Origin of the sequence: uncultured Campylobacter sp. (assembly GCF_938002845.1) — a bacterium.
Taxonomy (GTDB): Bacteria; Campylobacterota; Campylobacteria; order Campylobacterales; family Campylobacteraceae; genus Campylobacter_B.
Map to the genome: position 1 here is coordinate 1 of NZ_CALKZP010000045.1, position 12,478 is coordinate 12,478.

Consider the following 12,478-nt stretch of genomic DNA (forward strand, 5'->3'; position numbering starts at 1 on the left):
GAGCCAAAATTTTAAAGCGGGCGCAGCTGAACACGACTCTAAATTTAACTCAAACGAGCCAACCGCCGATAAATCACAAAAAACGCCGGACGATGAAATTTGCTTTGGCGGCGAGAAATTCAGGCTCAAAAGATACTGCGGGCAGCGCGCGTATCACATAATCTTTCCGCGCGGCTACTTCGGCGCGTCCTACGCGCCGCATCTGGCGAAACACCATCCGACCTGGCGGCTTGAGAGCGGCGAGGCGGGCTATAAACTCGGCGGGGTCTTGGGCGAGCCGGACGGCGATGCGCAAAATCCGCTATTTCATCTCATCACGCTTGATCCGCTACCTCGCGACTTGCCCGTGCGATCGCTGCCGCGCCTAAGCCTAGCCGCGCATGTTAGAGAGATAAACGAAGGCGAGATAGTCTTTTGCGAGCACGACGCGCAGGGTATGCCACGACGTATCGGAAATAGGACGCAGGTGGAATACGCCTTTGACGAACCGATAAAGGAGTGCGAAGTAGCACTTGCGCCCACGCCGGCGCGCTGGGCGGTTCAGGACTGGGGGTTGTCAAACAGTAGGCAAAACCTCGCGCGCATCGGCGGCGAGCCTTCGTGGATACAGGGTGCCTTGGTGCCGACGTGTCCGATATGCGGCGAAAAGATGGAGTTTTTGATGCAGCTTGACAGCGAGCTTCCAAGCTGCGAGCAAGGCGGCGAGCTGTTGTTCGGCAGCGGCGGGATTTTATATGTGTTTTGGTGCGAGCGGACGCGGGTGAGCGCGTTTTTTATGCAGTGCACGTGAGTGAAATTTTGGAAAGATGCGCAAATGGACGGACGGATGATCACGGCGAAAATAAAAAGAAGGGGCAATGTTTGGTATTTTGACGATTATTTTAAGTCGCTTCGCGAGAATGAAAACGAAATAGCAAAGCCTATCAGGCAGTTTGTCTTGGATCCGAAAAGGTATCTGTTTAATGCGAAAGAGACCCTTCACGACGCCGTTTTGACTGAATTTAAATTTGGCATTTTAAAAAACGAAGATAGACTAGCAATGAAATTTTTATCGCCATATGGAGATAGAAATTTTAAATTTGTTTTCAAAAACGTCCTAGCCGTCCGCTTCAAAACGGATGATAAGAGCTTTAAAAATAACGATCTGATAGTTCATCAATTTTCGCTAAAGCCTAGAGGCGTTTGCGTGTATGATTTTATCTTTGCGAGCGGACAGAGGATAACCGTAAAATTTAAACAGCTCGAAATCATTGAGGAATTCTTATGAGCGCGCTGCTTTGCTGATGGCGGAGGGATTTTGCGTATTTTGGTGCGAATGGACGCGGACGAGCGCGTTTTTTATGCAGTGCGTGAGCTAAAATTTTGTAAAATTCTAAAACGAAAATCGTAAAATTCTAAGTAAAATTTATTCTAAGATAATAAAGCGGCAAAATTTGCCGAGCATTTCGGCGCGTAAATTTAAACTTCTTTGGCGAGAATATGAATATAAATTTACGCAGAGCCTAGGCGTAAATTCCCTCCACAAGCGTTTCTACGAACTCATCCGAGTTAAATTCCGCCAAATCCTCCATCCGCTCGCCCACGCCGACGAAAAGTATCGGTAGCCGAAGCTCGCGCGCTATGGCGAAAAGTGCGCCGCCTTTGGGCGTGCCGTCGAGCTTCGTGATGATGATGCCGTCGAGCTTTACGATCTCATTGAACGCCCTGGCTTGCGCGACGCTGTGATTGCCCTGAGTGGCATCGAGCACGATGATCTTGCGGTGCGGTGCGCCGCTTTTTGCGCGGTCACATATTCGCACGATCTTCTCTAACTCCGCGGCTAAATTTTTCTGGTTTTGCAGGCGTCCGGCGGTGTCGATCAGGACGCGATCGATGTTTTTGGCGCTTGCCGAGCTTACGGTGTCAAACGCCACGGCCGCGGGATCGTGCCCCTGCGCGGTCGCTACGATCGGTAAATTTAGAATCTGCGCCCATTTGCGCAGCTGCTCGACCGCGCCCGCGCGAAAGGTATCGCATGCGCCTAAAATCACGCTTTGGCCGCTGTTTTTATATAAATTTGCAAGCTTTGCGGTTGTCGTAGTTTTGCCCGCGCCGTTTACGCCGATGATGAGCTCTACGAACGGCTTCTCATCTGCGGCTTTAGCGATCTCGTAATCGAAATAGTTCTTCAAAACGCCCTTGAGATCATCTTTTGCGACTAGCTTTTTTTCGGGAAGTTTTTCTAAAATTTCTTCCACGAGCTCGTAGCCTACGTCGGCTTCAAGCAGCATCTCTTCTAGGATTTCTTTTGAAATTTTATCTTCGCTTTTCGCGCCTCGCATCGCGTCTATGGTCTTGCTAAGCCCTTTTTTAAAAAATTCGAACATCAAAAAATTTTCTCCAATTCGGTCATTAAAATTTCTTCCGGCATCAGCCCGAAATATTGCGCGCTAAACTCGCCCTTTTCGTCGTATATCGCCATATACGGCACTTCGTTTATGCCGCCTAGCGCTTTTGTAAAAAAGTCCGTTCCTTCGCCGTAAGCGATCGCGTAATTTACCTCGTGCGCGCTTGCATAGGTTTTTGCATCGTCTAAATTTGCGTCACCGATCATTACGCCGATTATGTCAAGCTTGCCGGAGTAGGCTTGTTTGGCGGCATTTAGCGCGCTTACCTGCACGGCGCAGGCGTCGCACCACGGCGTAAAAAACGCAAATAGCGTCACGGTGGAGTTATTATCGATTCGAAAACCCTGCTTTGTCTTTTGCATATTTAAAATTTTGCCGTTATTCAGTTGAAGAGAAAATGGTGCGGTGTAATCGACCTGGATCACGGCTTCGGTTTCGGGCTGCGGCTGCGTGGCGTTGGCCTCGGTCGGGGTATCGCTTGATTTTTTATCCTCATCATCGCCGCAACCCGCAAGAAACAAAACAGCCGTAAAAAGTGCTAGAAAAAAACGAAATTTCATAATAAACCTTAAAATTTAATCGCAAGATTATACAAAAACTAGCTAAAATAAGCGTTAAAATTTTATAAAAGGCTTAAGCTATGCAAAAGAATGAATTTAGAGCAATTTGCAAATCGCGTCTAAAATCTCACGCCGCGCGCGCGGCTAGATGCGAGCATTACGCACTTTTATGGCGGCTGGAGCGGCTGATAAAATTTTTAAAAGCGCGTAAAATTTTGATATTTTTGCCGATGAGCTACGAGCCGAACGTTTTGATTTTAAGAAAAAAGCTATCAAAAAGCTGCGAATTTTACGTTCCGTTTATGGTGGATATTAGTTTAAAAATGGTAAGATTGCGCCAGCCTTTTAAAATTTCGCGCTTTGGGTTGCGCCAGACGCTTCCGCAAAACGGGTATTTTAAAAAGGTCGATCTAGCCGTGGTTCCAGCTATCGGAGTGGATGGCGCAATGGCTAGAATAGGACATGGGAAAGGATTTTACGATATGTTTTTTTCAGGTCTGAAGCTTAAGCCCGCAATCGCGTTCGTGAGTATAAAAGACTGCTTTTGCAGCGAAATTTTATCGCTTGATCACGACGTAAAGGGTGATTTTTACATAACTCCGAGCCAAAATTACCTAAAAAGAGGAAAGTATGATAGAGATTTTAATCGCCTTGTGCGCTCTTGCGGTGGGCGCTGGCATAGGATACTTAGTAGCTAGAAAGATCAATAACGCCAATTACGATTTTTTCGTAGAACAAGCTAAAGCTAAAGCCAAAGCTATAGAATTTGAAGCCGAGGGCATCTTGCGAAATTCTAAAATTTCGGTGCAGGAAGCGGAGTTTGAAGCTAAGAAAAAATACGAAGATAAGGCAAGCAAACTGCAGAAAGAATTTAACGTTAAATTTGACGAGCTCGGCAAAAAGGAGCACGCGCTTCTAACCGAGCAAGAGATTTTAAAAGACAGCAAAAAAGAGCTCGAAAGCGCCAAAAAAGAGGCTAAATTCCTCTACGAAGAGGGCTCAAATTTAAAGAAAAGCTATGAAGAGAAGCTCTCCGAGGCGCTTAAGGTGCTTGAGCGCGTGGCGGGTTTTACTCAGGATGAGGCGCGCGCGCAGGTGCTTAAGAAGGTCGAGGAGCAAAGCCGCACCGACATCGCTCACATCGTGCGAAAATATGAAGAGGAGGCCAAAAAAGAGGCGCGAAAAAAAGCGAACTATATTTTGGCGCAGGCTACGTCGCGCTTTGCGGGCGAGTTTGCGGCAGAGCGGCTTATCAACGTCGTAAATATCAAAAACGACGAGCTCAAAGGCCGTATCATCGGCAAGGAGGGGCGCAATATAAAGGCGCTTGAGATGACTCTTGGCGTGGACGTCATCATCGACGATACCCCGAATGCGATCATCGTGAGCTCACATAATCTTTACCGCCGCGCCATCGCAGTTCGCGTCATCGAAACTCTTATCGAAGACGGCAGAATTCAACCTGCGCGCATCGAGGACATCTACAAAAAAGTAAGTGACGAATTTGAAGCTAGCATCGCCGAAGAGGGCGAAAATATCGTAATGGATCTAGGTCTTAGCAAAATTCATCCCGAAATTTTAAAACTCATCGGCAAGCTTAAATTTCGCGCCAGCTACGGGCAGAACGCCCTTGCGCACAGCCTTGAGGTCGCACATCTTGCGGGCATCATCGCCGCAGAAACGGGCGGAGATCAAAAGCTGGCCAAGCGAGCGGGCCTACTTCACGATATCGGCAAGGCGCTAACTCACGAATACGAGGGTTCGCACGTAGATCTTGGCGCCGAGGTTTGCCGCCGCTACAAAGAGCATCCGGTGGTGATAAACGCTATCTACGCCCACCACGGTCACGAGGAGGCTACCAGCGTGGAAAGCGCTGCAGTCTGTGCCGCAGACGCGCTAAGTGCTGCGCGCCCGGGCGCTAGACGAGAGGTGCTAGAGAGCTATCTAAAGCGCGTTAGCGACATCGAAGCGATCGCGATGAGTAAAACCGGCGTCAAGCAAGCCTACGCGATCAACGCAGGTCGCGAGATTCGCGTCATCGCAAACGCCAAGCTTATGAACGACGACGAGGCGGTTTTGGTCGCTAAAGAGATCGCCTCTGATATCCAAGACAAGGTTCAATTCCCAGGCGAGATCAAGGTTAACGTCATACGCGAGCTTCGCGCGGTCGAGATAGCCAAATAAGGAGTATGAAATGAAAAAATTTATAATCGCTTTATTTTTGCTTTTTAGCGCGGCATTTGCCGAGGATGAGCTCATCATTGATAGCGCGAGTGCCTATTCGTCGGTGATGCGCACGAACGCGCAATACAAATACCTAGCGCAGCAAGCCCGCGCGATAGTGATATTTCCGAGTGTCAAGAAGCTGGGCTTCATCATAGGCGGAATGTATGGCGAGGGGATCATCGTCTACAATAACGACGGCGCGCGTAGCGTAAGCGGCGCGGAGATCAGCAGCGCCAGCATCGGACTTCAGATCGGTTACGAGGATAATTATTTAGTCATTTTCGTGATGAATGACGACGTGATCGAAAAGATGCGAAAATCCCAAATCACGCTCTCGGGCGATGCGACGGCGGTTGCGGGCAATTACAGCGCGGATTCGGGCGCGCTGGACGTGCTAAATCAGGATATGTACGTTTTTACAAATAAAGGTGGGCTATTTGCGGGTGTGAGCCTGGGTGGTTCGGTGCTGGAGACCAAAAACGACCGCGCCTTTGATCCTAACGGCGACGACTATACGTTTTTGATGCGCGTAATCGGCGCAGATGAGTAAAATTTAGCTAAAGATGCTAAGGCGCATAGCTTAGCGAAAAATTTTGCTTTATGGGCGTTTTATTAACGGCTTGGAATTTTGCTCGCATAATTCCGCAGAATAATAGACTTAGGTGTGTAATTTTATTGCAATTCGCGGAGTGGGAGGCATTTGAGGATATCGCGTAAATCCTTCGTAATTCGCAAGTTACTTTGAATTCTAAAGAAGTCGAAATTTTGTCATTAAATTTATAGTCGCAAAATTTTACCGCTAAATTTTGCGGTGATTTTACTTGATGCTAGAAATTTTATTTTAGAATTTCGCTTGATATTTTGCGGCGAAATTTTATATTTCGCGACAGCCGTGCGGAATTTTAAATTTAATGTCGCAGCAAAATCAAGTGGCGTCGTGGGATGTTGGAGTGAAGTTTTCGCGCCGAATTTTAAAGCTGCTTTAGTCAAAATTTATAGAATTTTATACGATCTAATGAAAGGATTCGATGGAATCGATGTTTGCAAACCTTCATACGTGGGGGTATCTGATACTGTTTTTGTATTCGCTGGGCGGAGGATTTTTGGCGCTTGCAGCAGCGGGCGTGCTAAGCTCTGCTGGCGAGCTCAATATCGTCTTATGCATCGTAATCGCCTGCATATCGAACTTTATAGGCGATTCGGGGCTGTTTTTAGTAAGCCGCTACAATAAAAAAGAGATCATGCCATATCTGCGCAAACAGCGCCGTAACCTCGCTCTGGCGCAGATTTTGTTTCGTAAATACGGCGACCGCATAATTTTAATCAAAAAATTCATCTACGGCCTCAAAACCCTCGTACCGATCGCGATCGGTATCACAAAATATTCGTTTTTAAAATTTAGCGTCATCAATGCCGTAAGCTCGCTCATTTGGGCACTCGTGGTGGGGCTACTGAGCTACTACGCGGGCGATTTCGTGCGCGGGCTTTACGAGCGGATAAAAGAAGCTCCGTGGATCGCGCCGCTAATTTTGGCTGCAATCGCCGCGATAATCGTCGCGTATTTTCGCTTCGCCACGCGTAAAAGAGGCTAGCGGTGACAAAAAAGCTGATCCCGCTCGCAATTTTCGCAGCACTTCTTTTAGCGCTAAATTTTATCTCCAATTCGCGCAGCCCCGCAGCTAAAGATGAACGGATTTTTACCTCTAAAACCCTGGATGCCGCTTCTCGTAAAAGCGGCGTGCAAAATTCTGCAAGCGGCACCGATCGTAAAATTTCAAGCTCACAAAATCCTGCAAGTAGCGTCGGTGCAAAAGATGAGAGCGGTGCAAGAAGCGCAGACGGCGGGGCAGAGCGCGGAGCAGATCTAGGAGATTTAAAATCTCATCCGCAAGTAAATGAGCCTGCCGCGACAGATTCTAAAGACGAGGCGGATATCCACAGGCGGAGCAGCGCAGATTATGAAGCTTCGCACTCGCAAAATCCCGCCGTAAATTCTAAAAATCAGCCCTCAGACGAGCCCTGCATAAGCAGGGAGTGTGTGAGCGCTCATATCCGCCGTACGGGCGCTTTGCCGCAAAATTTTATCACGAAAAAGCAGGCCGGTGAGCTCGGCTGGCAGGGCGGCGATCTGTGGCGATACGCGCGCGGCAAGAGCATCGGCGGCGATCGCTTCGGCAATTTTGAGCGCAGGCTGCCTGATAAAAAGGGGCGGATTTGGCGCGAGTGCGACATCGAGTATCGCGGCGGCCCGCGCGGCGCGAAGCGGCTGATATTTTCAAACGACGGGCTGATCTTTTACACCGCCGATCATTATGAAAGCTTTGAGCGCGTGCAATGAGTTTAAATTTTAAAACGCGCAGCGCCGCAAAGATCATCGTCGACGGCGCAAAGATCAGACGCAAAGATCAAATTTTCGCGCTGTTTGCCGCAGCGCTAAATTTCGAGCCCGAATACGTCGCAAATTTAGACGCGCTCTATGACGCGCTGGGCGAGCGGGGCGGGCGGGTCTTCGTGATCATCAAAAGGGGCGGAATTTTAAAACTAAGGCTGGGCAAATTTTATGATATTTTGCTGGATGTTTTGCGTAGTGGCGAGGCGAAAATTTTAATCTTATGAGCTCGCGCGGCAGCCATTTCGCTTTAAAGCTAAATTTTGCCGAGGAAAAGGTAGGTTTGTTTCGGCGCAGTTTCGAGCATACCGTTAAATTTTGCCGAATTTTAGAGCTTATTAAAAGAGGCGATTTTAGAAATTTCACCCACAAAGCTCGCGCGGTCAAATTTAAACTCAAGCCCATACCGCCAATCTCTGCGGCGCGGGTTTGCAAAGTCGCTAAATTTAACCGCGTTCGCTTCAAATTTAATCTTAAGCGCGAGATACCAGCAGCTCCAGATCCCGCACGGACAGCCCAGTAGAACGACATCTCGCTCATCTTGCGCCAAATCGGCTTCAAGCGCCACACGTAAAAATAGCTCCTCAAAATCGATCAAGTTTAAGTAGGCGTAGCTTCCCGCGATGCTAGCTTGCCCGTCCTTTGCGGCAAAGCTTTGCTCACACCGCCTAATTAGCTCGAGCAGAGGCTCGCCGTTTATCGCAACGACGACTTCGGTAAAGCTTTCACCCTCAATTTCGTAATCGTTTAGGTAAAATTTAATGCTATCCATGCGGCAATCTCGCTAAATGATCTATTTTGCGCCGTATTTGCACCGGCCTACTAAAATTTCAGCGCAGTTTATCGAATTTGAAGTGAAATTCGGTTTAAAACTAAAAATTCGTAGGTAGAGCGCAAATTAAATGGAGATTTTTAAAATTTGAGGATTTCGAGCTTGCGGAGCTTGCTTTCAGTGAGCACAAACTTAAATTCGCAAAAAAGCTCAATTTGCGTAGATGAAAGAAGCGAAAATAAAAGGTTAAATTTCATCACAGATCAAAGAGACGGAAACGAGAGTTAAATTTTGCTAGGGATAAATAAGCCGAAATTAGAAACGAGGGGTTAAATTTAATTCGCTTTTCAGGGCGCTTAAATTTAACCCCGCCGTGGCTACATCATTTCGCCGCTTTTGTGCTCGTGCTCGGTGTAGGTTACCGGAATATCCTTCTTGCCTTTGCCCGGCGTATACACTCCCTCTCCGCGTTTGAAAAGAAGCTCGATGCCTTCGGCGTTCGTAAGCATTATACCGCTTGCGGAAGCCGCGCGTTTAAGATTATGCTTTTTACCTTTTTCGTCGGTTAGCACGCCCGTTGCGAACATATCGTTCGAGCTAAGGCTGATGCGCTTATCTCCGGTCTCTCCTAGCAGAAATACGATCGTGTGCGCTACAGACTCTTGCTTTTGCTGCGGAGCCGTATTGGCCTTAGGTTGGTTGCATCCGCTTAAAAGCGCGATTGCCGCTAATGACGAGAATACAATTCGTCTCATTTTTTCTCCTTTAAAAAAAAGTTCGCGAATTATATAGCCAAAAAGTAAATCCTAGATTTCGCGACTTTTTATTTAATCAAAGATTAACCCAAATTTAGTAAAATTCCAGCTGAAAACATCCCAAATAAGGAGAACCTTATGGCAGTAAAAATCGCAATTAACGGCTTTGGAAGGATCGGTAGGTGCGCGGCTAGAATTGCGCTAAGCAGGGACGATGTGGAGCTTGTAGCGATCAACGATACCGCTAAGCGCGAGCTTACGAGATACCTGCTTCAATACGACACCGTTCACGGCGAGTTTCGTAAAAAAGTAGAAATTCTAAGCGACGAATGCATAGCCGTAGACGGCAAAAAAATCCGCGTCTATTCCACCAGAGAGCCTGCGGAGCTTGATTTTGCGGGCGATGGTGCAGAAGTTGTGCTTGAATGTACTGGTGCGTTTTTAACGAGCGAAAAATGCAAGCCGTTCATAGATAACGATATCGGTGTAGTCGTAATGAGCGCGCCTGCCAAGGATGATACGCCTACTTTCGTAATCGGCGTTAATGAGGGCGCTTATGCAGGACAGCGCGTCATCTCAAATGCTAGCTGCACCACTAATGGCCTGGCTCCGATTGCAAAAATTTTAGACGATGAGCTTGGCATCGAAAAGGGCCTGATGACGACAATTCATGCTTATACGCATGGACAGAGTCTAGTCGATGTAAAAGCCAAGGACTTCCGCCGTTCACGCGCCGCGGCTCTTAATATCGCTCCGACTACGACGGGCGCGGCAAAAGCGATTAGTAAGGTACTTCCGCAGCTAAGCGGTAAGATGCACGGACAATCGGTGCGCGTGCCGGTGGCTAACGTTTCGATGGTTGATCTAACGGTGCTAACGCGTAAGCAGACGAGTGCTGAGGAGCTAAATGAAATTTTCCGCCGCTATGCTGCTAAAGAGATGAAAGGAATTTTGCTCGTAGACGACGATAGCCGTGTCAGCAGCGATTTTTGTACTTCAGAATACTCCAGTATCGTAGCTAGCGACTGCACGCAGGTAATTGACGGCAATCTGATAAAAGTGATGAGCTGGTATGACAACGAGTGGGGATATAGTGAGCGCCTCATCGATTTAGCCCTATATGCGGCAAAAAGAAGGAAATAAGATGGGCGAAATTCTTTCGATTAAAGATTTGAAATTTAAAGACGGCGCGCGCGTTTTTATCAGGTGCGATTTTAACGTGCCGATGGATGAGTTTTGCAATATTACGGACGATCGTCGCATTCGTTCGTCTATCCCTACGATTAAATATTGCTTAGACGAGGGCTGCGCGGTAATTTTAGCCAGTCATTTAGGGCGCCCGAAAAACGGATACGAAGAAAGACTTAGCCTAAAGCCTGTGGTAAAGAGGCTATCTAGGCTTTTGGAGCGCGAGATAAAATTTGTCTCCGACGTCGCGGGCGAGGAAGCTGGAGCTGCGGTAAATTCGCTTAAAAAGGGCGAAGTGCTTCTGCTGGATAATCTGCGCTTCGAAAAGGGCGAGAGCAAAAATGACGAAGCATTAGCTAAGAGGCTTGCGAGCTACGCGGAATTTTATATCAACGACGCTTTTGGTGTATGTCACCGCGCGCATGCTTCGGTAGAGGCGATTACGAAATTCTACGATGAGGCACACAAAGCGGCGGGATTTTTGCTGCTAAAAGAGATAAAATTTGCCAAAGACCTTATTAAAGATCCTGCGCGTCCTTTTGTAGCGGTAACGGGCGGCAGCAAAGTAAGCGGCAAGCTTCAGGCGCTTAAAAATTTACTTCCTAAAGTCGATAAGCTCATCATCGGAGGCGGCATGGCGTTTACGTTTTTAAAAGCCGTCGGATATGACATCGGCAAATCTTTGCTCGAAGAGGATCTAATCGAGGAAGCAAAAAATATTCTCCGCAATGCTCGCGAGCTTGGGGTCAAAATTTATATCCCCGTCGATGCCGTCGCAGCTCCGCAATGCTCGCAAGACGCCGTTACAAAAAAGGTTACCGTCCAAGAAATTCCAAGCGATTGGATGGGGCTAGATATCGGGCCTGCGACCGTAGCGCTTTTTAAAGAAGCCTTAGACGATGCACAAACGATCTGGTGGAACGGACCGATGGGGGTTTTTGAGATCGATAAATTCGCTCGCGGCAGCCTGCATATATCGCACGCGATCGCAGATAGCGACGCCACGACCGTAGTGGGCGGCGGCGATACTGCAGATGTCGTCGAACGCGCGGGCAACGCCGATGATATGACTTTTATTTCTACCGGAGGCGGTGCGAGCTTAGAACTCATCGAGGGCAAGGAGCTACCGGGCGTGCGAGTGCTTACTGCTAAAACGGAGCTGCGATGATACTGGCAGCGAATCTTAAATGCAACCATACTCGCGCTAGTTTTGAGCGGTACGCTAAAGCTTTAGATGAAGGCTTAGCGGGCGGAATTTCGCGCGAAGATGAAATTTTGGTTTTTCCTCCCGCTAGCGCATTTTGCGCGAGGGTGAAAAATTTTACTCAAGGCGCGCAAAATTTCTATCCTGCCGCACACGGCAGCTTTACGGGCGAGATCGGCGGCGATATGCTGGCGGAATTTGACGTCAAAACCGTTCTTATCGGTCACAGCGAGCGGCGCGCCATTTTGGGCGAGAGCGCGGAGCTGATAAGAGAGAAATTCAGTTTTGCCGCAGCGCAGGGCTGGCGCATCGTTTTTTGCGTCGGCGAGGATGAGGCGGCATTCGCGCAAGATCGCAGCGAGGAGTTTGTAGCGACACAGCTTGAGGGTATTGATCTGAAATACCGAAATTTAGTACTAGCCTACGAGCCCGTCTGGGCGATCGGCACGGGCAGAAGCGCGCAGTGCGAGCAGATCGAAAGAATGCTAAATTTCTTGCGTGCTAAAAGCCCCGCGCCGCTACTTTACGGAGGCAGCGTAAACGTCGCAAATATCGGCGGGATAGCGGGGATTAAAAATTGCGACGGAGTATTGGTAGGGACTGCGAGCTGGGACGCCTCTAGTTTCTTGGAACTTATTAGCGCGTCATCTCGCTGATGTCTTTAAATGATTTTGTAAATTTCGCCCTGCGACAGGCTATATGCCTAGTCTTGGGACGAAATTTACTTCAAAACATTTAAATCCGCCTAGCGATATTTCCGCTTGTCGATTTACGTTTAAAATTTGGCATTTCGCGAGATTTTGCAAATTTTAATTTATAGAATTTTAAGTCAAATTGCGCAGGATTTTGAGATGGATTTGAATGTTGTTGCAGATTTTGCGACCAAGACTAGGCATATAGCCTGTCGCAGGGAGCAAAATCAAAACTCATTCAAAGACGCTCAAAAGCCAAGCAAAAATAGAAAGGAGAAATAATGATTTTAAAAGGAAAAAAAGGC

At 48.0% G+C, this 12,478-nt stretch carries 15 protein-coding genes and 1 pseudogene; 12 read left to right on the forward strand and 4 right to left on the reverse strand.

Going from position 1 to position 12,478, the window contains the following annotated elements; all coding sequences use genetic code 11:
• Positions 1-790 (forward strand): annotated as a pseudogene (locus tag Q0224_RS06480) (hypothetical protein); the annotation flags it as partial.
• A gap of 24 nt (positions 791-814) precedes the next feature.
• Positions 815-1,267, forward strand: coding sequence for a hypothetical protein (locus tag Q0224_RS06485; protein ID WP_297949992.1), 453 nt, complete (start codon positions 815-817; stop codon positions 1,265-1,267).
• Between the two features lie 235 nt (positions 1,268-1,502).
• On the opposite strand, the gene ftsY is transcribed toward Q0224_RS06485, so the two are convergent.
• Together ftsY and Q0224_RS06495 are read right to left on the reverse strand one after the other, a co-directional pair.
• The gene (gene ftsY, locus Q0224_RS06490) at positions 1,503-2,366 is read right to left on the reverse strand and encodes a signal recognition particle-docking protein FtsY (RefSeq protein WP_297949994.1); all 864 of its coding nucleotides are present in this window, start codon (positions 2,364-2,366) and stop codon (positions 1,503-1,505) included.
• Positions 2,366-2,947: a TlpA disulfide reductase family protein gene (locus Q0224_RS06495; RefSeq protein ID WP_297949996.1), complete on the reverse strand. Its 582-nt coding sequence runs from the start codon at positions 2,945-2,947 to the stop codon at positions 2,366-2,368. The genes ftsY and Q0224_RS06495 overlap by 1 nt, the downstream gene beginning before the upstream one ends.
• Before the next feature lie 80 nt (positions 2,948-3,027).
• On the opposite strand from Q0224_RS06495, the gene Q0224_RS06500 reads away from it, so the two are divergent.
• From Q0224_RS06500 to Q0224_RS06525, 6 genes are all read left to right on the forward strand, one after another.
• Positions 3,028-3,645: a 5-formyltetrahydrofolate cyclo-ligase gene (locus tag Q0224_RS06500; protein ID WP_297883084.1), complete on the forward strand. Its 618-nt coding sequence runs from the start codon at positions 3,028-3,030 to the stop codon at positions 3,643-3,645.
• Positions 3,578-5,131: a ribonuclease Y gene (gene rny / locus Q0224_RS06505; RefSeq protein ID WP_297949998.1), complete on the forward strand. Its 1,554-nt coding sequence runs from the start codon at positions 3,578-3,580 to the stop codon at positions 5,129-5,131. The genes Q0224_RS06500 and rny overlap by 68 nt, the downstream gene beginning before the upstream one ends.
• A gap of 10 nt (positions 5,132-5,141) precedes the next feature.
• On the forward strand, positions 5,142-5,723 hold the full coding sequence (locus Q0224_RS06510; RefSeq protein ID WP_297950000.1) for a lipid-binding SYLF domain-containing protein: 582 nt from the start codon (positions 5,142-5,144) through the stop codon (positions 5,721-5,723).
• A 478-nt stretch (positions 5,724-6,201) separates the two neighbouring features.
• A complete protein-coding gene (locus tag Q0224_RS06515) occupies positions 6,202-6,765 on the forward strand; it encodes a DedA family protein (RefSeq protein WP_297950002.1) in 564 nt (187 codons plus the stop codon).
• A gap of 2 nt (positions 6,766-6,767) precedes the next feature.
• The gene (locus Q0224_RS06520) at positions 6,768-7,511 is read left to right on the forward strand and encodes a ribonuclease domain-containing protein (RefSeq protein WP_297950004.1); all 744 of its coding nucleotides are present in this window, start codon (positions 6,768-6,770) and stop codon (positions 7,509-7,511) included.
• On the forward strand, positions 7,508-7,789 hold the full coding sequence (locus Q0224_RS06525; RefSeq protein ID WP_297950006.1) for a barstar family protein: 282 nt from the start codon (positions 7,508-7,510) through the stop codon (positions 7,787-7,789). The genes Q0224_RS06520 and Q0224_RS06525 overlap by 4 nt, the downstream gene beginning before the upstream one ends.
• A 101-nt stretch (positions 7,790-7,890) precedes the next feature.
• On the opposite strand, the gene Q0224_RS06530 is transcribed toward Q0224_RS06525, so the two are convergent.
• Together Q0224_RS06530 and Q0224_RS06535 are read right to left on the reverse strand one after the other, a co-directional pair.
• Positions 7,891-8,334, reverse strand: coding sequence for a hypothetical protein (locus Q0224_RS06530; RefSeq protein ID WP_297950008.1), 444 nt, complete (start codon positions 8,332-8,334; stop codon positions 7,891-7,893).
• A gap of 377 nt (positions 8,335-8,711) precedes the next feature.
• Positions 8,712-9,089 (reverse strand): hypothetical protein, encoded by a 378-nt coding sequence (locus Q0224_RS06535; RefSeq protein WP_297950010.1) that lies wholly within the window; start codon positions 9,087-9,089, stop codon positions 8,712-8,714.
• Between the two features lie 138 nt (positions 9,090-9,227).
• Here Q0224_RS06535 and gap point away from each other — a divergent pair, with 138 nt between their 5' ends.
• The 4 genes from gap to Q0224_RS06555 all read left to right on the forward strand — a co-directional run bounded on the left by gap (position 9,228) and on the right by Q0224_RS06555 (position 12,455).
• Entirely contained in the window at positions 9,228-10,232 is a 1,005-nt protein-coding gene (gap, locus tag Q0224_RS06540; RefSeq protein ID WP_297950012.1) for a type I glyceraldehyde-3-phosphate dehydrogenase, read from the forward strand.
• Between the two features lies 1 nt (position 10,233).
• On the forward strand, positions 10,234-11,445 hold the full coding sequence (locus Q0224_RS06545; RefSeq protein WP_177386771.1) for a phosphoglycerate kinase: 1,212 nt from the start codon (positions 10,234-10,236) through the stop codon (positions 11,443-11,445).
• Entirely contained in the window at positions 11,442-12,137 is a 696-nt protein-coding gene (locus Q0224_RS06550) for a triose-phosphate isomerase (RefSeq protein WP_297950014.1), read from the forward strand. The genes Q0224_RS06545 and Q0224_RS06550 overlap by 4 nt, the downstream gene beginning before the upstream one ends.
• Positions 12,138-12,332: 195 nt before the next feature.
• Entirely contained in the window at positions 12,333-12,455 is a 123-nt protein-coding gene (locus tag Q0224_RS06555; protein ID WP_297950016.1) for a hypothetical protein, read from the forward strand.
• Positions 12,456-12,478 lie beyond the last annotated feature (23 nt).